Below are 22,860 nucleotides of genomic sequence, written 5' to 3' on the forward strand. Positions count from 1 at the left end.
AAAACCGGTACACGCGGTGTGCCTGATTAACCGTGCAAGCCGACTTCACGACTGCTTCGCAGCCGGACGCAGCCTCGTGCTACTCGTCAGCTGCTACGGGTCGTGAGTACAACCCACCAACCAGGTCGGACGCCACGGGGTGCAATGCTTTTGATCTGACCGCACCTGCGCGAGGGACTCCTGAGCGAAGCGAATGCCGGATATGTACCCGGTACACCCGTTATCACCCGAAGCCCCAAACGCAGCATCACACACTCAAACTAGTCGCTGAATCTGCTTATGCCGCCACACAAACCGGTAATACGCGGCTTGCAACCCCAGCATGGCGATATAGGTCACAGGGAACGCCATCCACACCCCTTCGAGACCAAAGTGCGCATTGAGTGCATAAGCCACCGGCAACTCGATGCACAACACGCAGAAAATCGTGATCCCCATAGGCACCAACACCACCCCGCTGGCTCGCATGATCCCGCCAATCACCGCCTGGAAACCAAACACCAGAACGCTCCACAGCATGATATGCAGCAGGTGCTCAGCCCGGACCCGTGCGTCAACGTCAGTAATAAACAGCCCCAGCAACCAGTGGGAAAGCACATAGCCCAGCACAATCAGGAAACCGGTCAGGCACAGGTTGATCAGCAGCCCGGTGCGCAGGATGGGCCCGATGCGCTCAATGCGCCCGGCGCCAATGGCCTGGGCGCCAAGGATCGAGGCGGTGATTGCAATCGACAACGCCGGAAACTGCACGTAGTTGACGATCTGGGTCACGGCCCCGTAGGCCGCGGTCGCCTGGGAGCCGTGACTGTTGACCAGCGCCAGAATCACCAGCTCCGACAGTGACAACACCACCATCTGCACGCCCGTCGGCAGGCCGATGCGCAACACCTTACCCAGAATTTCCCGGTTCAGGCGCAGTGCAAGCCAGAGCTCGCGATCTGGTGCCATCACATGGTTTTTGTGGCGCAGGCGCAGCACCAAAAACAGCATGGCCAGCACGTTGCCCACCAGCCCCGCATAGGCAGCACTTTGAATACCCATGGGTGGCAGACCGGTCCAGCCCAGGATCAGCGCCGGGGTCAACAGTAAACCCACCGCCGTTGAGACCATCAGTGCCAGCAATGGCGAAACCGTATCACTGACCCCGCGCAGAATTTGCGTGAACAAAATAAATACCAGCAGCAACGGCATGATCAACATCATCACCCGGGCATAACCGACGGCCTCTTCCAGCACGTCAACCGGCGTGCCCAGCGCTTGCAAGGCGGGGCGCGCCAACAGGCTGCCCAGCACCGCAGCAAGCAGCCCGATCAGCGCCCCAAGGGTCAAGGTGGCCCCGGTGATCTGCTTGACCATCGTGGTTTCCCGCGCGCCCCAGGCCTGGCCGATCAGCACCGAAGCCCCCGCCCCCAGACCAATGACCAGCGCGATAAAAAAGAACACGATGGGAAACATCCCCGATACCGCGGCCAGCGCCTGAGTACCCAGCAGTTGCCCGACATAAATCCCGTTCAGGGTACCGGAGAAGCTCTGAAGGAAGTTGGACAGCACCATGGGCGCGAGAAAGATCAGGTAGATCCGCCACAGCGGCTGTTGCGAAGGGGTTTGCATGAACACAGCGCCTGAAAAAATGAACAACGGGAGTTATACCGCAAATGTATCCAGATATTCCTGAAGAGCAGGATCAACGACCCGGCTTGAGGGTCTCATCAGGGGCATTTGGACTACGCTTTCTGACGACTTGCTGAACATGAAGAAATATTCAGAAACGTTTCAGCTTTTTGCGGGCAAAATGTGCTCAACGCTGAAAGAGCCCATCAGGTGACGGTATGACCCGTATTTTGACCATTGAAGACGATGCCGTAACGGCGAAAGAAATCGTGGCTGAATTGACCAGCCACGGCCTTGAGGTCGATTGGGTAGCCAATGGTCGCGAAGGTTTGGTGCGCGCAGTCAGTGGTGACTACGACCTGATCACACTGGACCGCATGCTCCCCGAACTGGATGGCCTGGCGATTGTGACCACCCTGCGCACCATTGGCGTGAGTACACCGATTCTGATGATCAGCGCCCTGTCCGATGTCGACGAGCGTGTACGCGGCCTTCGCGCAGGGGGTGATGACTACCTGACCAAACCTTTTGCCAGCGACGAAATGGCGGCCCGGGTTGAAGTCCTGTTGCGGCGCAAAAGCCCGGTCGACAAATACGAAACGTCATTGCGCGTCGCGGACCTTGAACTCAACCTGATCACCCGTGAGGCCAGTCGCTGCGAACAACAGCTGAGCCTGCTGCCCACCGAGTACAAGTTGCTGGAGTTCCTGATGCGCAACACCGGGCAAATCCTCTCGCGCATGATGATTTTCGAAGAGGTCTGGGGCTATCACTTCGACCCTGGCACCAACCTGATCGACGTGCATATCGGTCGCCTGCGCAAAAAAATCGATCCTGCGGGCCAGGTGCCTCTGATTCGCACTGTCCGAGGCTCGGGTTATGTCATTGCCGAACCCCTCTAAGGGCTGGCGTTCTTCCAGCAGCCGACTGCTGGCGCTGTACAGTTTTCTGTTCGTAGCCTGGAGCTGCATCCTGATGGGGGTGCTTTATTACGAGGTGTCAGATTACCTGGGCAATCTGGCCAAGCACTCGCTCATGCAACGCCAGCATTTGTTTGCCCGCTTTGAAGGCGAACAACTGGACGAAGCGCTTGCCACCAGCATGACCTTCGACATGCGCGCAGTGGATGCCTATGGCCTGTTCGATGCCCAACACAAGCCCCTGAGTGGCCCCATTCGATCACTCCCTGCGGGTTTGCCGCTGGATGGCCAGATCCATGCCCTGAGCACCTGCATCGACTCTGACAACCCCGACCTGCCCCAGGACAGTTGCGATGCCATCGCCACACAGACCAACGACGGCCGCTGGCTGGTATTGGTACGCGACAACGGTTCGCTGTTTGCCGTCACCCGGATCATTTTGCACGCGCTGCTCTGGGGCTTGTCACTGACCATCATCCCGGGCATTGCCGGTTGGCACTTGCTGCGCCGACGCCCCTTGCAACGCATTCGGGCGATTCAGGCCAGTGCCGAAGCGATTATCGCGGGGGATTTAACCTGCCGCCTGCCGTTGTCCAATCGACGTGACGAGCTGGACATGCTGGCCGCCATCGTCAACGCCATGCTCGATCGCATCGAACTGTTGATGCACGAGGTCAAAGGGGTGTGCGACAACATTGCCCACGACCTGCGTACCCCCCTCACCCGCTTGCGGGCCCAGCTGTACCGGATGCGCCAGCATGCTGTCGAGGGCTCCGCCGAGGCGCTGCAACTGGACGAAGTGATCGGCGAAACCGACACCTTGATGGCACGTTTTCGCGGATTGCTGCGCATTTCCGAGCTGGAAGACCATCAACGACGCTCGGGCTTCCTGCAGCTCGATCCGCTGCCCTTGCTGCAGGAGCTGTACGATTTTTACCTGCCTCTGGCTGAAGAAGGCCAGGTCACCCTGATTCTCGACACGGAGCCGACATTGCCCAGCCTGACGGGCGATCGCGCATTGCTGTTTGAGGCACTGGCCAATCTGCTGAGCAATTCGATCAAATTCACCCCCCCCGGCGGCGAAGTGACCCTGCGAGCCACAAACGATAACGGGAGCCCGCGCATTGAAGTGCTAGACACAGGCCCCGGGATCCCCGAGGCCGAGCGGGAGGCAGTGTTCAAGCGTTTTTACCGCTGCGATGACACGCACGGCGGTTTTGGCCTGGGCCTGTCCATCGTAGCCGCCATCGTCAACCTGCACGGCTTTAGCCTGGACGTCAGCAACCGCGAAAGCGGCGGCGCCTGGTTGACCCTGCACTGTCGACAAAGGCTGATTAACCCCGGGTAATCCTTTATTTAATTAGCAATAGTGTGGGAGCCAGCTTGCTCGCGAAGGCAGCACCTCGATGGTTCGGATAAACCACATCGCCTGCATCGCGAGCAGGCTCGCTCCCACAGTAACCCCTGCAAGCTCAACTCTTCAGGGCGCCAAAGTTGAAGTGGGAGCGAGCCCGCTCGCGAAGGCAGCACCGCGATCGTTCGGATAAACCACATCGCCTGCATCGCGAGCAGGCTCGCTCCCACAATAATCCCTGCAAGCTCAACTCTTCAGGGCGCCAAAGTTGAAGTGGGAGCGAGCCCGCTCGCGAAGGCATCACCGCGATCGTTCGGATAAACCGCATCGCCGGCATCGCGAGCAGGCTCGCTCCCACAATAATCCCTGCAAGCTCGACTCTTCAGGGCGCCAAAGTTGAAGTGGGAGCGAGCCCGCTCGCGAAGGCAGCACCGCGATCGTTCGGATAAACTGCATCGCCTGCATCGCGAGCAGGCTCGCTCCCACAGTAACCCCTGCAAGCTCAACTCTTCAGGGCGCCAAAGTTGAAGTGGGAGCGAGCCCGCTCGCGAAGGCAGCACCGCGATGGTTCGGATAAACCACATCGCCTGCATCGCGAGCAGGCTCGCTCCCACAGTAACCCCTGCAAGCTCAACTCTTCAGGGCGCCAAAGTTGAAGTGGGAGCGAGCCCGCTCGCGAAGGTCTCAAAAGCGACGCGATTATCCAGTGGATACGCGCTATCGTGAATGACCTTCGCGAGCAGGCTCGCTCCCACAAAAACACCGCTCGTTTAAATGAACAGCATTGGCTGTGCGGGTGTGGGGGTTTTCAACGCGCGGCACAAGGATCTCCCGGCATGCCTTTACGATTCCTGCCCCTGCTCCGCTCCATGCTGGCGCCCGTACTGGCCTGCATGTGCCTGAACGTAAGTGCAGCACCCAGCGAGGCCATGACCGTCTATGGCGAAGCGCCCAAATACCCGGCCAGCTTCCAGCACTTCGACTTTGTAAATCCGAACGCCCCCAAAGGCGGCTCCCTGAGCCGGGCGGCCATGGAAATCGGCCAGTTCAACTACATCACGCCCTACGTCGATCAAGGCACCGGGGTCGCTCAAGTAAACGACTGGGTCTACTCGCCACTGGCCTTTCGTTCACTGGATGAGCCCTACACCGTATACGGCCTTGTAGCGCAAAAAATGGAGCGCGACCCCGAAGGACTGTGGGTACGGTTTTACTTGAACCCCAAGGCACGTTTCGCGGACGACACACCAATCACCGCCCGGGACGTCGCCTACACCTACAACCTGCTGATGACCAAGGGCAGCCTGGGCTTTCGCATGCTCTATGGCGAGGTCAAGGGCATGGAGGTCGAAGGCCCGCTGCAAGTGCGCTTCGACTTCAAGAGCAACCAGAACCGAACCTTGGCGCTGGATCTGGCGAGCATGCGCATCCTGCCGCAACACTGGTGGGAAACCCGTGACTTCAGCAACGGTGGCGGTTTTGAGCCCCCTTTGGGCAGCGGCCCGTATTCGGTGTCCCAGGTCGATCCTGGGCGCAGCATCAGCTTTGAGCGCAACAAAAACTGGTGGGCCAGGGACTTGCCGGTCAGCAAGGGGCTATACAACTTTGACCGCCTGACCGTGAATTTTTACGGTGACACGGACGTGGCCCGCGAACTGCTCAAGGGTGGAGCCTTCGATTACAACCGCGAATTCTCGGCCACCGGGTTCAGCATCGGCTACGACAGCCCCAAGCTGACCGATGGCCGCCTGCAAAAAGGGGTATTCGCCAAGCAAAAGCCGGGGGCGGCACAGGGCTTTGCCTTCAACCTGCAAAATCCGTTCTTCCAGGACCGCCGGGTACGCCAGGCGCTCAGCCTGTTATGGGATTTTGAATGGACCAACAAGCAGATGATGCGCAGTTTTTATGTGCGCCAGCAGAGCTACTTCCCGAAAAGCGAAATGGCTGCCACTGCCCTGCCCGACGCCCGCGAACGGGAGATCCTTGAACCCCTGCGCGGCAAGGTTCCAGATGAGGTGTTCACGCAGGTCTACCAGGCGCCGAAAACCGATGGCAGCGGTTACATCCGCGACAAGCAACTGCAAGCCCTGGCGCTGCTCAAGGAGGCGGGCTGGAGCGCGAAAAACAACACCTTGGTCAATGCACAGGGCGAGCCGCTGAGCTTCACATTCCTCGATGGACAGGGCGGATTCGACCGCATGATCCTGCCGTACAAACGGACCCTGGCGCAGATCGGGATTAACATGGAAATCCGCAAGATAGATTCGGCGCAATACGTCAACCGGCTCAATGCCCGTGACTACGACATGATCGTGGTGGGCTTTCCGCGCAGCGGCGACCCCATTGTCTCCCCGGGCCGGGAGCTTTACGACATGTATGGCTCGCGCAGCGCCACCCAGCCCGGTGCCTCCAACGCCTTCGTGCTGCGCGACCCGGCAGTGGACACGCTGCTCGACGGATTGGTACAAGCCAACACCCGTGACGAAATGGTGCATTACGCCCGCGCCCTCGATCGCGTCCTGCAGTGGGGCTATTACATGATTCCCAACTATTACTCGGTGGGCACCCCGACCGTGTACCAGAACCGCTTCGCCCGTCCGGCGCTGGAGCCCAAGTATGACGAGGGGCTGAACACCTGGTGGGAAGTCAGCAAAACCGCACAAACCAACGCCGCCATGAACGCTACGGGCACAGCGTCGGAGGGGCATTGAAATGCTGCATTACATCAGTCGACGCTTACTGCTGATCATCCCCACCCTGCTGTGCATTCTGGTGGTCAACTTTATGATCGTGCAGGCCGCCCCCGGTGGTCCGGTGGAGCAGGCCATTGCCCGCTTGCAGGGCTTTAGCAGCACTGCCGTCGCCGGTGGAGCCCGTGACATGGCAGGCGGCACCGGCCTTGCCAGCCGTAGCAGCCGGGGCCTGGACCCGGCGCTTGTCGAAGAAATCACCCGGCACTACGGCTTCGACAAACCCATGCACGAGCGGTTATGGCTGATGCTCAAGAACTACGCGCAACTGGACTTCGGCAACAGTTTCTTTCGAGGCGCCAAGGTTACAGACCTGATCCTGCAAAAACTGCCGGTGACTATTTCACTGGGGCTGTGGGCGACGCTGATTACTTACCTGATCTCGATCCCGCTGGGCATACGCAAGGCCATCCACCACGGCAGCGCGTTCGATGTGTGGACCAGCACCGCGATCATCATCGGCTACGCCATGCCAGCGTTTCTGTTTGCCATTTTGTTGATTGTGGTATTTGCCGGTGGTAGCTACATGAGCTGGTTTCCGGTGCAAGGGATGGTCTCGGAGAACTTCGACAGCCTGGGCTTTTTTGCCAGAATCGGTGATTACCTGTGGCACATGGTGCTGCCGGTCTCGGCGTTGGTGATCGGCGGTTTTGCCACCCTGACCATTCTTACCAAAAACAGCTTTCTCAATGAAATCAGCCGCCAGTACGTGGTCACGGCACGGGCCAAGGGCCTGACCGAGCGGCGGGTGCTGTACGGTCACGTCATGCGCAACGCCATGCTGCTGGTGGTCGCAGGGATTCCCCAGGCCCTGATCGAAGTGTTCTTTGCCGGCTCACTGTTGATTGAGACCATCTTCAACCTCGACGGCATCGGGCGCATGAGCTACGAAGCGGCCGTTTCGCGGGACTACCCGGTGGTGTTCGGCACGCTGTTTCTGTTTACCCTTTTTGGCCTGCTGATCAAGCTGATCGGCGATCTTTGCTACACGCTCCTCGATCCCCGCATCGACTTCTCGGGGAGGGAAGTTTGATGCTCAATCTTTCCCCCTTGGGCCGTCGGCGTCTTGCCCGTTTCAAGGCCAACCGCCGTGGCTGGTGGTCGCTGTGGATTTTTATCGCGCTGTTCGTCCTGTGCCTGTGCGGCGAGCTGATCGCCAATGACAAACCGCTGGCCATTCACTTCAAGGACCGCTGGTACTTCCCGGTGGTGTCCAGCTACGTTGAAACCGAGTTTGGCGGCGAGCTGCCCTTCGAGCCCGACTACAGAAGCGATTACGTGCGCAAGCTGATTACCGATCAGGATGGCTGGATGCTCTTCGCGCCGATCCCGTTCAGCTTCGACACGGTCAATTACGACCTTCAGGAACCCGCCCCGAGCCCGCCCAGCAGTCAAAACTGGCTGGGCACCGACGATCAGGCACGGGATGTACTGGCGCGGGTGATTTTCGGTGCCCGGATTTCGATTCTGTTCGCCTTGATCCTGACTGCCATCAGCGTAGTGGTGGGCATCAGCGCCGGTGCCCTGCAAGGGTATTACGGCGGGCTGGTGGACTTGCTCGGCCAGCGCCTGCAAGAGGTGTGGTCAGGGCTGCCGGTGCTGTACCTGCTGATCATCCTGTCAGGTTTTGTGGCGCCCAGCTTCTGGTGGTTACTGGGGATCATGGCGCTGTTCAGCTGGCTGGCACTGGTGGACGTGGTGCGCGCCGAGTTCATGCGCGGGCGCAACCTAGAATACGTCAAGGCTGCGCGGGCACTGGGCCTCAGCGATATGGAACTGATGCGACGGCACATCCTGCCCAACGCCATGACCTCCACCCTCACCTACCTGCCCTTTATAGTGACCGGCGCGATTGCCACCCTCACCGCCCTGGATTTTCTGGGGTTTGGCATGCCGCCGGGCACCGCGTCCCTGGGTGAACTGATCGGCCAGGCCAAGCGCAACCTGCAAGCTCCTTGGCTGGGCCTGACTGCGTTCTGTGCCCTGGCGCTGATTCTGTCGCTGTTGGTGTTCATCGGCGAAGCCTACCGTGATGCTTTTGATCCACGGGCGTGAACCTGGGCGCAGCCTCGCACACCGTTGCGTAGTAGTTGACGAGTAGAACGAGGCTACGTTTGAGAGAGTGCGCCACTGCGACGCAGCGGCGCAGCGGTCGTAAAACCGGTACGCATGGCATATCTGATAAACCGTGGAAGCAGACGAGAACATATCCATTCGATGTGTCACGACTTTCTACGGGTTCCGCCCTTACGGCGGGTCACTTTTTCCAAACGCCGAAAAAGTAACCATGGGCCTGTCCCGTGACAACGGACGCCTCGCCAAGGCTCGGCGGTGCCCTCGCGAGCAAGCCCGCTCCCACAGCGATCATCGCAACGTCATATTCCTTAAAGGAATATTTAAATCGTTTTATATTCTTTTTTAAAAGCTAAATTTCCTGCAAGACTCTCGTCATAACTCTTCCAACTCATGATGAGAACGAAATGAAAAAAATCACTGCCCTCACCGCTTTGACCCTGGCTGTCTTGTCTGGCCTGGCCCACGCCGATCGTCTGGACGACATCAAAAAGTCCGGTGTGCTGCGCGTGGCGTCTTTTGACAGCAATCCGCCGTTTGGCTTTGTTGATGCCAAGAGCAAGCAAATTGAAGGCCTGGACGTGGACTACGCCAAGGCCATTGCCGATAAGCTGGGCGTGAAATTGCAGTTGCAACCGACCAACCCGGCCAACCGTGTGCCGTTGCTGGTCGCGAACAAGGTGGATCTGGTGCTGGCCAACTTCACCATCACCCCTGAGCGCGCCGAGCAAGTGAACTTCAGCATTCCGTACTTCGCATCGGGTCAGCAATTTATCGTCAAGAAAGGCACGCTTAAATCCCCGGAGGAACTGAACAAGTGGCGTGTCGGGGTGGACAAGGGCACTGTCAATGAAGGTGTGCTGCGCGAGAAATTCCCCGGTGCCAAAGTGGTTGCCTACGATGACACCCCTTTCGCCTTCACCGCCTTGCGCAACGGCAACGTCCAGGCCATCACCCAGGACGGCCCGAAGCTGATCGGCCTGCTGGCCAATGTGCCGGACAAGGACAAATACGAAGTGCCGCCGTTCACCATTTCCAATGACCTGATCGGTGTGGGTATTCCAAAAGGAGAAGCGCGCCTGACCGAAGTGGTCAACCAGACCCTCACCGACCTGGAAGCCCAGGGCAAGGCACAAGGCATTTATGACGCCTGGTTCGGTCCGACCACCAAGACCCCGCTGACTCGCCTGTACAAAATCGGCGACAAGAGCTGAGCCACTGCCTGTGTGAGGGCGAGCCTGCTCGCGAAGGCTTTTCGCGAGCAGGCTCGCTCCCACGGCTCCTGCCTCCTTCAGCCCGTCCCGGATAACCGGACGGGTTTGTTCGTTTATAGATGGACGCTGTTTTTATGTTTGGTGAACTGCTTGCCCCGCACTACCTGCACTGGCTGCTCGACGGTTTTATCCTCACCCTGATCCTCTCGCTTCTGACCTGCCTGGTAGCCACCGGGCTGGGTTTTTTGCTGTGCCTGGCGCGCATTTCACCTTCGCGCGTGTGGTCGTGGCCAGCACGGGCTTATCTCGCCCTGTTTCGCAATACGCCGCTGCTGGTGCAATTGTTTTTCTGGTACTTCGCAGTGACGGCGATGCTGCCCGAAGGGCTGGTGATGTGGCTCAACCAGCCGCGCAGCCTGTCAGTGGGCCTGTTTGAAATTGAATGGCCGTCCTTTGAGTTCATTGCCGGGTTCTGGGGCCTGATGTTGTATACCGCTGCCTTTATTTGTGAAGAGTTTCGCGCGGGCATCAGCTCGGTGCGTATTGAACAACGGGCGGCCGGTCTGGCGCTGGGCTTCAAGCCTGCACAGGTGTGGTGCTATATCGTCTTTCCACAGGCACTGCGCACGGCTTTGGGGCCGTTGCTGGGGCAATACATGAATGCCCTGAAAAATTCGTCGCTGACCATGGCCATTGGCCTGGCCGAATTGTCTTACGCTTCGCGCCAGGTCGAGACTGAAACCTTCAAGACGTTTCAGGCCTTTGGCTTTGCCACCTTGCTGTATGTGGCCAGCATTGCGCTGATCGAAGTGATCGGCCAACTGATTGCACGCAGCAAGTGGTATCGCCAGGGAGTGGTGTAAGACATGGACTTTTCGGTGATTAGCGACAATTTTTCGTACTTTATGCTCGGCGCCTGGCCCAACGGACCTCTGGGCGGAGCGGCACTGACGCTGGTGCTGAGTCTGCTGTCGGGGATCATCTCGGCACTGCTGGGGCTGGTGCTGGGTATTGCGCTGGTGATGATTCGCGGCAAAGTGCGCTGGCTGTTGCTTGCCGTACTGGGCTTTTTACGGGCGATCCCGGTGGTGATGCTGATTTTCTGGAGTTACTTCCTGCTGCCCATTGTGTTCAAGGTCGATGTTCCCGCACTGGCCACCGTGGTGTGCGCGTTGTCGTTGATTGGTGGCGCGTACCTGGCGCACTCGGTGTATGCCGGGATCAGCAGCTTGCCGGCCGGGCAATGGGCTGCAGGCAAGGCGCTGGGCCTGGGCACCTGGCAAGTGCTGCGCCTGATCATCCTGCCTCAGGCCTTGCCCATGATGTTGCCCTCCTTTCTCAATCAATGGATTTCACTGATCAAGGACACCTCGTTGGCGTATGTGATCGGGGTTGGCGAGCTCTCGTTCGTCGCCACCCAGGTCAGCAATCGGGTGATGGTGCACCCGACTGAAATATTCCTGTTCGTCGCCTTTGTGTATTTCGTGTTTTGCAGCAGTCTGGATGTAATTGCCAATCGCTGGGTTCGAAAACCTGCATAAAGCTTGTAGCAGCTGCCGAAGGAACAAGGCAGCTGCTACGGGTTCACGTCAGGGTTTCGATCACCGCCCAAACCGGCACAAATCCCATCGGCAACCACACGGCCAGGCGAGGCCTGTACGGCAACAGCATCAGCAGCCCAAAACCGCTCAACGAAAGCATGCCGAGCCAGCCCACCGGCCCCATCGCCCAGCCCCAGGCCAGCCCGCAAAAATAGAAGCTCAGCCCCAGGCTCGCCCAGCCTGAAACCCGCAGCAAGCGGCTCAGACGAGGCGATGGGGGTTTGCCCCACACCTGTTTGTAATGGCGGTCCAGCCCCTGACACAGGGCAAGCATGCCGAGGTAGGCGAACGCCAGCGCAGCAAAAAAATGAGCCAGCATCTCAATTCACCTCAGCCATGACAGCGGTCTTTTTGCGCGGCACTCGCTCAACCGCCGGTTGCGATACCTTCCAGCACGCCCACAACAACAAGGCACCCAGTGCCATCGCAGTCAGTTCCACGCCCATGCTGGTAGGCAGCGCCCAAGGCCGACTGACCGTGAGCATGCTCAGCAGTGGCAAGGCCAGGCACATCAACCCCGCTAACCCAAGCTGCTCGCGCCAGGCCTGCATGCGTGGCCGGATCAACGCATGAACCAGACTCAGGGCCCACACACCGAAGAACACGTTCAGTTCAGCGTCGGCACGTTCTGCCAGCCCTGAGGGCAACAAGCGATTGCCCCACAGCAAGCTGATGCAGGCCAGGCTCAGACCAGCCATGGCGGTGATATTAAGCGCTTCAACCACACGGTAGAGGACCTGCGCGACGCGGCTTTCGCTGGCGTATTTACGTCGCCGCTTGACGGTGAACAACACCAGGCCACTGGCGATCATGGCGCTGCTGATCAGACCGCAAACGAAGTACAGCCAGCGCATCGGATACCCCCCGAACTGGGCAAAGTGCAGCCCTGAAATCACCCGATGGGTCAGCACTGTAGGACGCATTTCTGTCGGCCCGGAAATCTGCTCACCCGTGACCCCGTCGAAGCGCATGCCTTGCCCTTTGGTCAGGGCGATGCGGTTACCCAGAATCGGTCGAACCTGAATTTCGGCATTGCTCTGCCCGGGGTTGCTGATGTTTACCCCGCTCAACGGCCCCATCACCTCACGGGCCTTGGTCAGCAACGGCCCAAGTGCCACCAGCGGCGCCGGTTCGACCGTCGCCGGGCGCTTGACCTCAAGCGCGGGTGGCGCCGCGTCCTGGGCTTTGAAAAAGGCCTCGCGGTTGCCATCGAACAACGCATCCATCGCCGCTGGCATGTAGATCACCAGAAATATAGCCAGCCCGCTGTAGGTGATCATCAAGTGAAACGGCAACAACAGCACGGCACTGGCGTTGTGAGCGTCCAACCATGAACGCTGACCCTTGGCAGGACGAAAGGTAAAGAATTCCTTGAAGAATTTTTTGTGAATCACGATCCCGCTGACCAGCGCTGCAAGCATGCCCATGGCCAGTGCGCCAACCAGATAGATCCCGATCATGCGCGGCATATGCAGGGTGAAGTGAAACAGGAAGAAAAACCGTCCACCCACCGACTCGCGCACCGGTATCACCTCGCCGGTATCGGGGTCGAGTGTCACCGACACCCCGTCACGGCGCCCGCCGGTCGAAGCCTGCAGCTGCGGCGAACGTTCATAAGGCAGGCGGATACCCCACTGCTTGGCGTCGGCCTTGTGTGCTTGCAAGTAATCCAGCGCACGTTGCGCGGCTTGCTCATCCGTCAAGTGGTGCGCAGGCAGTTCGGGTGTCATCCAGTTGTCGATCTCTTGATCGAACACCGCCAGGCTGCCGGTCAAAAAGATCACGAACAACAACCAGCCGACGATCAGGCCGCCCCATGTATGCAGCCAGGCCATGGATTGGGTCAGGGTCTGTTTCATCCCAGTTGCTCCAGCAGTTGTGGCCAAAAGCCGATGGCGGCCAAAGGGACGGCGAGTACCGCGCCCATCCAGGCCGACCACTGATGACGGGCGGCAAACGCCCACAGGATGGCGAAGGTGTAGATCACAAACGACAGCAAACTGGCGACGATCATCGAGTCCACATTGTCCAGCGGCAGCAGCCGCGCCAATGCAGCGGTAAAGGCATAGGTAAAGACATAACCGCCGACCAGTGCAGCCAGGGTGCGGGACACAATCGGCGCCCAGGCCGACGTAGCGAGTTTCATGTTTTCAATTCCTCATCGAGCTCTGCGTTTTGCCTGCACCAGATGCGACAACGGCGCGGCACCCGTTATTCACGGATGTCGCGCCTGGATGTGCCTGCACCGGTAACAGCGATCAGGCCCGGGTTATTTATCAGAAGGAGCTGGTCACCGACGCAAAGTAGGCACGGCCTGCTTCGTTATAGGTTTGCGCTCCCGCTTCGTCAGAGTTGCCCTTGCGGTACAACTGCTTGTCGAACAGGTTGTTGATGCCGACCCGCACGCTGAAGTTCTTATTGAACTCATAACCACTGCTCAGGCCCACGAGACCGTAAGGGTCAACCGGCTGTTGTACCGATTTGTCGAGTTCTTCGTTGGCTCGGTTATTACGCTTGGGCGCTTCCTGCTTGCCGTAATAAGTACCGCTGACCTGGAATGACAGTTTTTCTGTGGCGTACCAGTCCAGCATGGTGTTGAGGGTGTACTTGGGAATGATGCTCAGCGGATCACCGGTTTCCTTGTCCTTGCTTTCGATCATGTAGGTCAGGTTGGTGTTCCAGTCAAGATCGTCGCGCAAGCTGACGAACAGATTACCCTCAATCCCTTGCACGATGGCTTTGCCGCTGTTTTCCCATTGCAGCACGCGACGGCCGTTTGGCAGGCGGAATGCCGATTCGTTGCTGGCATTAATCTTGTTTTGGTAGTCGTTGCGGAAATACGTACCGCTGGTGCGCCATGTGCCTTTGTCGTACGCCAGGCCGATCTCTTTGTTGACGCTGATTTCAGGCTTGAGGTCCGGGTTACCCACCAGGTAGCAACCACCCAGATTCACTTCTACTGAACTGCAACCGTTACCACGGCTGTACAGCAGGTAGTTGGGGTTGGACTGGTACAGGTTCGGGGTTTTGTAGGCCCGGGCAATACCGCCCTTGATGCTCAGCTCATCGGTGATCTGGTGCGAAGCGTTGAGGCTCGGGCTCCAGTTGGCACCAAACTCGCTGTGGTGATCGAAACGTACGCCGGGGGTCACGATGGTCTTGGCGCCGACTTCGATATTGTCTTCAACATAGAACGCATAGCTGTTGGCCGTGGTTTTGGTTTGCGTACGGTCCGTGCCCGGCAGCCCTGGAGTGCCGTCAGTGCCTGGGTCCCAGCTTTGCGGCCGCAACGAACCCGGGTCATTGAGCGATTCGTACAGGTACTCGCCGCCCAGCGTCAGCACTTGTGCGGTGCCCAGGGTCAACGGCAGGTTTACTTCGCCGGTGGCGCGGGTGTTGCGCAACCGCGATTCAAATCTGCCCGCGCTTTCAGACGGCGCACCTTCACCATAACCGGCCAGGCCTTCGTTGAGGCGAGCGTTACGGGTCAGGTCGTGGGTCAGCGAGGCCATGGTGGAGCCCCAGTCGAACGAGCCATTATGGGTCGCCGAAAAGCTGCTGCGCTGCAGTACGCTGGTTTCTTTACCGGTCAGGCTGTTAACGAAATCACCACCGCTGTTGAGCATGGTGTCACCGGCAAAAATATTGCCCTGACGGCTGTAACTGGCTTCCAGGTCAAGTGACTGCTCCGGGGTGAACTGCCAGCTGAGCAAGCCGTTGACGTCTTTGTTGCGCACGCCTTCACGACCAGCCACTACGCTGTCAGGAGACGCCTGAGCGGCGGTGTTGATGCCCGGATCATCGGCATCGGTCTTGTTCAGGCCGCCATATACACGAAACACCAGATCGTCCGTGATCGGCCCGCTGAGGTTGAAGTTGGTGCGTTTACTGACGCCTTCAGAATCGTCTTCAGGGGACATGTAGTACGCAGTGACCGAGCCGCTGAGTTTGTCCGAAGGGCGCTTGGTGATGATATTGACCACCCCGCCCATTGCGCCGGAACCGTAACGAGCAGCTGCCGGGCCACGCAGGATCTCGATGCGCTCGACTTCTTCGGCCGGCACCCAGTTGGTTTCGCCACGGGTATCACGGTCGCCGCTCCAGCCATAGCGCTGGGCGTTGCGTGAAGAGGATGGTTTGCCGTCAATCAGGATCAGGGTGTTTTCCGGGCCCATGCCACGCAGGTCGATCTGGCGATTGTTGCCGCGAGCGCCGCTGGAGCTGTTGCCCGTCAGGTTGACCCCCGGCTCCCGACGAATGATGTCGGAGAGGTCGTTGGCTGGCGGCCGTTTTTTAATATCTTCGGCGGTGATGATCGACACACCCGGTGCCTGCTTCAGTTCCTGGGCTGCGGTGCCCAGTACGCGGGTTTCTTCAAGTTGCAGCGCCTGTCGGGTGCCATCCACCGGCAAATCGGCGGCCTCTACCGGTACTTCGTCACGCTCACGCTCAAGTGCATCGGCGAGCAGGGTTGGCGAAGCCAGTGCGGCCATGAGAGCCAGTGAAAGATGACTGCGGTTGAATCGAGACGACATGTCCAGTTGATCCCTTAACAATGGAGTGTGCTCAGCAGGCCAAGGGCTGGAAATTGCTGACGCACGACCTTGAAAGGACCTACGTGTTTAGCGTTCCCCGGCACTGCCAGGGCTGCAATGATAAACATTCTCAGTTGAGAGTAAAGCGCAATTGACAATGATCCTCATTGCAAGGTTCCCCGATCCCTTTGTTTTAGAGCCTTTTCCTACATAAAAAGAATCAAAACAATTGCAAAACCGCCTTCAAATTGAGAAAAACCCTGCCCGGAACAATCGTTCATCCTACTTTTTGAGTCCCCCCACCATGACAGACGAACTGCAAATCACTGACCTCTTGCCGGGCGACGGCAAGGCCGTGGCCAAAGGTGCATTGATCACTACGCACTACACCGGCTGGCTCGAAGATGGCACGGTATTCGACTCATCGTTTGAGCGCGGTAAGCCGTTCCAGTGCGTTATCGGCACAGGGCGCGTGATTAAAGGCTGGGATATCGGTCTGATGGGCATGAAGGTCGGCGGCAAACGCGCACTGCAGGTACCAGCACACCTGGCCTATGGTGAAAGAAGCATGGGCGCGCACATCACACCGAACTCCAACCTCCGGTTTGAGATCGAACTGCTGGAAGTGCTCATGCGCGACGATTGATTGGCAGGGCATATTTAAAGGAGTTGTATCGGGTGAATCGATTCTTCAGGTGTTTTTTATCGGTGATGCCCCTGGTGGTAGTGGCGGGTTGCGGTACCCAGGGGTCGCGGACAACCCCGGATATCACCCCCGACCAGGCACGGGCACGCATTGTGCAATTGCTCCCGGTGAAAACCGCGGACCGCCAGGGCTGGGCGGCGGATATCCAGGTCGCGTTTACCACTCAGGGGCTGGCCCCCACCGATGAGAACCTGTGCTCCGTGCTGGCGGTGACCGAGCAGGAGTCGACCTTTCAAGCTGATCCGCCGGTGCCTGGGCTGGCCACCATCGCCCGCTCGGAAATCAACCGCCGCGCCAGCACACTGCATATCCCCGAGTTTTTGGTGCGCAGCGCCCTGAGCATCACCTCGCCCAATGGCAAGACCTACAATCAACGACTGGACACGGCCCGCACCGAAGGCCAGCTGAGCGCCATTTTTGATGACTTTATCGGCATGGTGCCATTAGGCAAAAGCCTGTTTGGCGGCTTGAACCCGGTGCACACCGCAGGCCCTATGCAGGTCAGCATCGCCTTCGCCGAGCAACGGGCGCGGGACTACCCTTACCCCGTTGCACACTCGATCCGTCAGGAAGTCTTCACCCGACGCGGCGGTATGTACTTTGGTATCGCCCACTTGCTGGGCTACCCGGTGGACTACACACAATCGCTGTACCGTTTTGCCGACTTTAATGCGGGCTGGTATGCCAGTCGCAATGCCGCTTTTCAGAATGCTGTTAGCCGCGCGTCCGGCATTTCGCTGGCATTGGATGGCGACTTGACCATCCCGGGGTCCTACAAACTTGGCTCCACCGAATTGGCGGTGCGCGCGCTTGGCAAACAGGTGGGCTTAAGCAACAACGCCATCCGCCGCCAACTCGAAAAAGGTGACAGCCTGGAATTTAACGACACGGACCTTTACCAGAGCGTCTTCGCCCTCGCCGACCGCCAGCAAGGCAAACCCCTGCCCCGCGCCGTGCTGCCGGGCATCACTCTGCAAAGTCCCAAGATCACCCGCAACCTGACCACCGCCTGGTTTGCCAAGCGGGTGGATGAACGGCGGGCGCGGTGCATGAACCGGGCAAAGGCCTTGCCAATGGACTGAGTGGTAGTTCTGTGCTGCCATCGCGAGCAGGCTCGCTCCCACAATCATCCCTGCAGGCTCGAATTCTGTAGGCGCCAAAGTCCCTGTGGGAGCGAGCCCGCTCGCGAAGGCATCACCGCGATCGTTCGCATAAACAGCGTCCCCGGCATCGCGAGCAGGCTCACTCCCACAATAATTCCTGCAAGGCTCGAATTCTGTGGGCACCGAAGTCCCTGTGGGAGCGAGCCCGCTCGCGAAGGCATCACCGCGATCATTCGGATAAACCGCGTCCCCTGCATCGTGAGCAGGCTCACTCCCACAACAATCCCTGCAAGGCACACATTCTGTAGGCGCCGAAGTCCCTGTGGGAGCGAGCCCGCTCGCGAAGGCATCACCGCGATCATTCGGATAAACCGCGTCGCCTGCATCGCGAGCAGGCTCGCTCCCCCAATAATCCCTGCAAGGCTAGAATTCTGTGGGCGCCGTAGTCCCTGTGGGAGCGAGCCCGCTCGCGAAGGCATCACCGCGATCATTCGGATAAACCGCGTCCCCTGCATCGTGAGCAGGCTCACTCCCACAATAATTCCTGCAAGGCTCGAATTCTGTGGGCACCGAAGTCCCTGTGGGAGCGAGCCCGCTCGCGAAGGCATCACCGCGATCGTTCGCATCGTCGCCTGCATCGCGAGCAGGCTCGCTCCCACAATCATCCCTGCAAGGCTCGAGTTCTGTGGGCGCTTAAGTCCCAGTGGGAGCGAGCCTGCTCGCGAAAGCATCACCGCGATCGTTCGCATAAACCGCGTCGCCTGCAGCGCCTTCCCGCCCATTTCAGTGTTTGAAGACACCCTGGACCCGGCCGATCTGGAGATCGCCTTCGCCCTCGAAAGCCTGACCAATGACAGGTTGCGTGATCAGGCGGGAGTGCTGAACAGGGTCCGGCCTGAAGACCGCCTGTGTGGAGAAGGCTCAACGCCCGTGATGGCGGCTTTTACCCATATTGGCCGTGCCAGCCGTTTTACCGATGGCAGCTACGGCGTGTACTACTGCGCCAACAGCGTTGACGCGGCAATCGCAGAAACCTGTTTTCATCAGGAGCAATTCTGGCGGGCGACACAGGAGCCCAGTATCGAAATCACCATGCGTACCTATATCAACCGCGTGGTGCAGCCGATGATCGATGTGCGTGGCGACCCGCAGCTGCATCAACCGTCACCGTGCGCATATGGTCTGTCTCAGGCATTCGCCCGGCCTTTGCGGGAAAACGGCGCCTGGGGGCTGCTCTACAAGAGCGTGCGCCTTGAGGGACACGAATGCGTGGCCGCGTTCCGTCCACCTGCGCTGTCGCTACCGGTGCAAGGCCAGCATTTTCGGTATGTGTGGGATGACAAGACGCAGGCGATTGCCTGGGTGTTGCAGGTCAGTGAAGTGGTGAGATAAGAGCAGGGCAATGTCAACGACACCACCCTGCCCTCGGCTCAGGTGTTACAAACCATCGGTTGGCTTGAGCGTACGCTCGGCAACTGCGTCAGCACTTTTTTCCTGCCAGACCGGCCAGTATTCAGCGCGTTTTTTCTCGACGCTGGCTTTGACTCGCTCATACCAGGCCAGAGACTTCGGCGAGTTGGTCACCATCTCCGTGTCTTCAACCCATTCTTTGAAGTTCTTGGACTTCAGGCTGTGTGACGCTTCGGGATCATTGCTGATCGGCCACAGTGAAAAGCGAGCTTTCCACAAACCCATGCGCGGCGTTACCAGCGCGTAATAGGTTTTGCCTGCCACAAGGTCGGCTTCCATAAAGTCAGCCGCTTCGGACACCACCATGTAGGTGTGTTTGCCTGGGGTGGCGGGATGAACGATTTTCGTGCCGTTGGCCATTACACCAATGAATTGGGTCTTGCCATCGGTCACGTCATACAGCGAGGAAACAATGGCTTTGCCGGTGTAGGCATCGCGCATGAACACGACTTGTGACATGCCTGGCGCAGGTGGCTGCACCGTCTGGTCAGCTACCGGGTCCATGGGGTTGCTTGCGCAACCGGCCAACAACAAGGTGCCCAACAGGGTAAAGATATAAAACACGCGCATCTACAGCTCCTTTGAATTGCAACTTCCTGACCCGGCACCTGCCGGGCCCGCGGCATTATCGACACATCTTGCCCTGGCCTCAAACCAGATCATTGATCGCGACCCCACTCAGAGGTTGTATTGCTTGAACAGTTCCTCTTTGATGATCAACAACGCATCTTCGTAATAGCGCTCACCCCGGGCTTCGCTGAGCAACACCGAACGGACGCTGCCCTCGCCTTCCCGGGGCGTGTGTTCGCACGTGAGGTAGAACTCGGCGGTTTCGGGCTTGAATTCCAGGTAATAGAACAACTCGCGACCTTCTCGGTGCCAGTAGCCAATTTCTCTGCGCATGAGGGTTCCTTGGACAGTTCGGGCGGTAAAGGATACACAAGACCTTTGGGCGCAGCGGTCACAAGATAAGCCTCTTCGGTTTATCAGGCAGAGGGGTGGGCGAGGGTTTTTACTGTTTATCGCCTTTGCCTTTGCTGTAGCCATTCGATTACCTGAACGCCACAAATGCCCATCACAGAAGGTCGAACGCAGGTGCTGCTACGGATCGCGAGTACCCTTTAGCACTTACCCGCAATCCGCTCCAGCGCCACCTTCAGAACCTGGATACTCGCAGCCGCTGTCAGGCTGATGCGCACTGCATTGGTCGCGGTGGGTTTGACCGTAAATACGTCCGCAGGCACCACGTCAACCCCCGCGGCGCGGCAAGCCTCGGCGAGCGGAATCTCACTGTCGGCCACCGTCAGCCAGATATGAGGCGATGGCGTTTGTGTCTGGTACATCCCGGGGCCCAGGATCTTTTTTGCCAGCCGCCAGCGCCGGGCGACTTCCCCGGTTTGCCACTGCACACGCGCTTGCGCAGTGCCGTCGCCAATCCATTGGCAAGCAATGGCCATGCACAGGGGCGATACCCCCCAGTGCGCGGACTGCGCATAGGGATCAATGCGGGCCAGCAATTCAGGACTTGCGACAATCCACCCCAAACGCACGCCTGCCGCAACGGTCTTGGACAAGCTGCTGACCAGCACCGATAGCTCGGGTAAAAACCGGTACAACGGCGGGCTGTCGGTGAGAGCCCCGTACACGTCATCCTCAATGATCAGTACACCGTGACGCCGGGCGACATGGGCAATGGCCTGTTTGCGCTCAATGCTCATGACTGCCGATGTAGGGTTTTGCAGGGTCGGCGTCAGTACGGCAATCCGCGCCCCCGTCGCTCGAATCATCCGGTCGAAGTCCTCCTCCACGATGCCTTCCCGGTCAAGCGCTACACCGTGCATGGGCAGGCGCAGTTGTGCGCAGGCAGCCTTGATCCCGGGAGCGGTAAAAGCCTCGACCAGCACCGGCTCGCCTGCCTGGCACAATGACAAGAGCACCGTGAACAGCCCTTGCTGGGCGCCGGTACACGGCATGATGTGATCCACGTTCAGGTCCAGCCCGCGCCCCTTGAACCAGGCCGCGCCCTGCACCCGTGCCAGCAGTAAATCCGCCGCGCTCAAGTAACCCTGCAAACGGATTGCCTGGCGACTGTCGAGTAGCCATGATAACGCCTGCGCATCATGCTCACCGAGGTGATCAATGGCGGGCACGTTGGTTCGCAGGTCGATGCGCGCGGCGTTTTCATCGGCCTGTTGCAACCTGAACAGGGTCGCTTCCTGGCTGCTGGCCAATACATAAGTGCCACGGCCCACCTCGCCCGAGACCAGATGCCGGCGTGCCGCCTCGCGATAGGCCTGCATGGTCGTGCTGGGGTTCCAGCCCAGCGCCCAGGCCAGACGCCGCTGTGGCGGCAAACGTGCGCCGGGTTGCAGCTCGCCACAGGCTATGGCCTGGGTGATTGCATCGACCAGCGCCAAATAGCGCGGCTGGTCCTTTTCGCTGAGCGTCGGTATCCACATTTATTGTTGGCCATGCAATATAAGGATCGGCCCATACAATGCGTTGTGCCTAGAATCGAGTCAAACCCCTCGATGACGGTGCGCCATGTTTGACTTGAATGCCCTTCGCCTTGCAGCACAAACCGTTTACCAGACCCTGGCGCCAACACCGCAACTGGCCTGGCCTTTGCTGACTCAGCGCCTGGGCTGCACGGTGTGGGTCAAGCATGAAAACCACTTGCCCACCGGTGCGTTCAAAGTGCGCGGCGGGTTGTTGTATGTCCAGGGCTTGCTGGCACGGGAACCGAATACCAGAGGCCTGGTCACCGCAACCCGCGGTAATCACGGGCAAAGCCTGGCGCTGGCGGCTCGGCGCATGGGGCTGCCGATCCGTATCGTGGTGCCTGTAGGTAATTCTCAGGAAAAAAATGCGGCCATGCGGGCGCTGGGCGCAACCGTCATTGAATGCGGCAAGGACTTCGACGAAGCGCGGGCCGAAGCCGGCACACTGGCCGCCACCCATCAATGGCATATGGTGCCCGCGTTCCATCACGACCTGATCCGCGGGGTCGCCACTTATGCTCTGGAGTTGTTGGAAGCGGTGGAGGAACTGGACACGGTGTATGTGCCCATCGGCATGGGCTCCGGGATTTGCGGACTGATTCAGGCCCGTGATCTGCTGGGCCTGGATACAGATATCGTGGGTGTCGTGTCATCCCATGCCGATGCCTTTGCACAAAGCTTCGAACAAGGCCGCGTGGTGTGCACGGACTCGGCCCACACCTTCGCCGACGGCCTGGCCTGTCGTCAGCCGCTGCCCGAGGCATTGGACATTATCGCCAAAGGTGCGGCACGGGTGATTCGGGTCTGCGATCAACAGATCTCCCACGCCATTCGGGTCTACCATGAAACCACCCACAACACCGCCGAAGGTGCGGGTGCTGCGGCACTGGCCGGGTTGATCAGCGAGCAGTCAAGCCAGCAAGGCCGTCGGGTGGCGCTCATTCTGAGCGGTGCCAATATTGACCGTCAGCTGTATGCCGGGATTCTGGCCGAAGGCCCTGACCCCGCAGCCTGACCCTGGA

The 22,860-nt window shown here is 59.2% G+C and carries 20 protein-coding genes; 12 read left to right on the forward strand and 8 right to left on the reverse strand.

From position 1 onward, the window contains the following. Positions 1–255: 255 nt before the first annotated feature. Positions 256–1,611 carry an MATE family efflux transporter gene (locus V6P94_RS17565; protein WP_019826483.1) on the reverse strand — a complete coding sequence of 452 codons (1,356 nt, stop codon included), beginning with the start codon at positions 1,609–1,611 and terminating at the stop codon, positions 256–258. Positions 1,612–1,829: 218 nt separating this feature from the next. Here V6P94_RS17565 and V6P94_RS17570 point away from each other — a divergent pair, with 218 nt between their 5' ends. The 8 genes from V6P94_RS17570 to V6P94_RS17605 all read left to right on the forward strand — a co-directional run bounded on the left by V6P94_RS17570 (position 1,830) and on the right by V6P94_RS17605 (position 11,463). Then, the gene (locus V6P94_RS17570) at positions 1,830–2,513 is read left to right on the forward strand and encodes a response regulator transcription factor (RefSeq protein WP_019826485.1); all 684 of its coding nucleotides are present in this window, start codon (positions 1,830–1,832) and stop codon (positions 2,511–2,513) included. Continuing rightward, a complete protein-coding gene (locus V6P94_RS17575; protein ID WP_326397768.1) occupies positions 2,491–3,879 on the forward strand; it encodes a HAMP domain-containing sensor histidine kinase in 1,389 nt (462 codons plus the stop codon). The genes V6P94_RS17570 and V6P94_RS17575 overlap by 23 nt, the downstream gene beginning before the upstream one ends. An 842-nt stretch (positions 3,880–4,721) precedes the next feature. Then, positions 4,722–6,596 (forward strand): extracellular solute-binding protein, encoded by a 1,875-nt coding sequence (locus tag V6P94_RS17580; RefSeq protein ID WP_405046697.1) that lies wholly within the window; start codon positions 4,722–4,724, stop codon positions 6,594–6,596. Between the two features lies 1 nt (position 6,597). Continuing rightward, positions 6,598–7,668, forward strand: a complete 1,071-nt coding sequence (locus V6P94_RS17585) for a microcin C ABC transporter permease YejB (RefSeq protein WP_338647922.1) — start codon at positions 6,598–6,600, stop codon at positions 7,666–7,668. Beyond that, a complete protein-coding gene (locus V6P94_RS17590; RefSeq protein WP_326397767.1) occupies positions 7,668–8,690 on the forward strand; it encodes an ABC transporter permease in 1,023 nt (340 codons plus the stop codon). Before V6P94_RS17585 ends, V6P94_RS17590 begins: the two co-directional genes overlap by 1 nt. A 425-nt stretch (positions 8,691–9,115) precedes the next feature. Beyond that, a complete protein-coding gene (locus V6P94_RS17595; protein WP_046808650.1) occupies positions 9,116–9,922 on the forward strand; it encodes an ABC transporter substrate-binding protein in 807 nt (268 codons plus the stop codon). A gap of 134 nt (positions 9,923–10,056) precedes the next feature. Then, entirely contained in the window at positions 10,057–10,785 is a 729-nt protein-coding gene (locus V6P94_RS17600) for an amino acid ABC transporter permease (protein ID WP_326397766.1), read from the forward strand. 3 nt (positions 10,786–10,788) lie between these two features. Next, positions 10,789–11,463 carry an amino acid ABC transporter permease gene (locus V6P94_RS17605; RefSeq protein ID WP_338647926.1) on the forward strand — a complete coding sequence of 225 codons (675 nt, stop codon included), beginning with the start codon at positions 10,789–10,791 and terminating at the stop codon, positions 11,461–11,463. A 43-nt stretch (positions 11,464–11,506) separates the two neighbouring features. Here the strand turns inward: V6P94_RS17605 and V6P94_RS17610 are convergent, their stop codons facing one another. The 4 genes from V6P94_RS17610 to V6P94_RS17625 all read right to left on the reverse strand — a co-directional run bounded on the left by V6P94_RS17610 (position 11,507) and on the right by V6P94_RS17625 (position 16,058). Further along, positions 11,507–11,842, reverse strand: a complete 336-nt coding sequence (locus V6P94_RS17610; RefSeq protein ID WP_326397764.1) for a DUF3325 domain-containing protein — start codon at positions 11,840–11,842, stop codon at positions 11,507–11,509. A gap of 1 nt (position 11,843) precedes the next feature. Beyond that, positions 11,844–13,382: a PepSY domain-containing protein gene (locus V6P94_RS17615; RefSeq protein ID WP_048351655.1), complete on the reverse strand. Its 1,539-nt coding sequence runs from the start codon at positions 13,380–13,382 to the stop codon at positions 11,844–11,846. Then, positions 13,379–13,669 (reverse strand): hypothetical protein, encoded by a 291-nt coding sequence (locus tag V6P94_RS17620; RefSeq protein WP_019828408.1) that lies wholly within the window; start codon positions 13,667–13,669, stop codon positions 13,379–13,381. The genes V6P94_RS17615 and V6P94_RS17620 overlap by 4 nt, the downstream gene beginning before the upstream one ends. Positions 13,670–13,799: 130 nt before the next feature. Beyond that, the gene (locus V6P94_RS17625) at positions 13,800–16,058 is read right to left on the reverse strand and encodes a FepA family TonB-dependent siderophore receptor (RefSeq protein ID WP_019828409.1); all 2,259 of its coding nucleotides are present in this window, start codon (positions 16,056–16,058) and stop codon (positions 13,800–13,802) included. Between the two features lie 304 nt (positions 16,059–16,362). Between V6P94_RS17625 and V6P94_RS17630 the strand changes: the two genes are divergently transcribed. The 3 genes from V6P94_RS17630 to V6P94_RS17640 all read left to right on the forward strand — a co-directional run bounded on the left by V6P94_RS17630 (position 16,363) and on the right by V6P94_RS17640 (position 19,259). Next, complete coding sequence (locus V6P94_RS17630; protein ID WP_326397763.1) at positions 16,363–16,704, forward strand: FKBP-type peptidyl-prolyl cis-trans isomerase; 342 nt, start codon at positions 16,363–16,365, stop codon at positions 16,702–16,704. 65 nt (positions 16,705–16,769) lie between these two features. Next, entirely contained in the window at positions 16,770–17,846 is a 1,077-nt protein-coding gene (locus V6P94_RS17635) for a DUF1615 domain-containing protein (protein WP_338649456.1), read from the forward strand. Between the two features lie 750 nt (positions 17,847–18,596). Then, positions 18,597–19,259: an RES family NAD+ phosphorylase gene (locus V6P94_RS17640; RefSeq protein WP_326399047.1), complete on the forward strand. Its 663-nt coding sequence runs from the start codon at positions 18,597–18,599 to the stop codon at positions 19,257–19,259. A gap of 45 nt (positions 19,260–19,304) precedes the next feature. Here the strand turns inward: V6P94_RS17640 and V6P94_RS17645 are convergent, their stop codons facing one another. The 3 genes from V6P94_RS17645 to V6P94_RS17655 form a co-directional block, all read right to left on the reverse strand. Beyond that, positions 19,305–19,907 (reverse strand): hypothetical protein, encoded by a 603-nt coding sequence (locus V6P94_RS17645; protein WP_019828415.1) that lies wholly within the window; start codon positions 19,905–19,907, stop codon positions 19,305–19,307. 108 nt (positions 19,908–20,015) lie between these two features. Next, positions 20,016–20,240 (reverse strand): hypothetical protein, encoded by a 225-nt coding sequence (locus V6P94_RS17650; RefSeq protein WP_338647933.1) that lies wholly within the window; start codon positions 20,238–20,240, stop codon positions 20,016–20,018. Between the two features lie 218 nt (positions 20,241–20,458). Beyond that, the gene (locus V6P94_RS17655; RefSeq protein ID WP_326397762.1) at positions 20,459–21,796 is read right to left on the reverse strand and encodes a PLP-dependent aminotransferase family protein; all 1,338 of its coding nucleotides are present in this window, start codon (positions 21,794–21,796) and stop codon (positions 20,459–20,461) included. Positions 21,797–21,881: 85 nt separating this feature from the next. Between V6P94_RS17655 and V6P94_RS17660 the strand changes: the two genes are divergently transcribed. After that, positions 21,882–22,853: a threonine dehydratase gene (locus V6P94_RS17660; RefSeq protein WP_338647935.1), complete on the forward strand. Its 972-nt coding sequence runs from the start codon at positions 21,882–21,884 to the stop codon at positions 22,851–22,853. Positions 22,854–22,860: the final 7 nt, after the last annotated feature.

Source organism: Pseudomonas sp. ML2-2023-3, from assembly GCF_037055275.1.
GTDB lineage: Bacteria > Pseudomonadota > Gammaproteobacteria > Pseudomonadales > Pseudomonadaceae > Aquipseudomonas.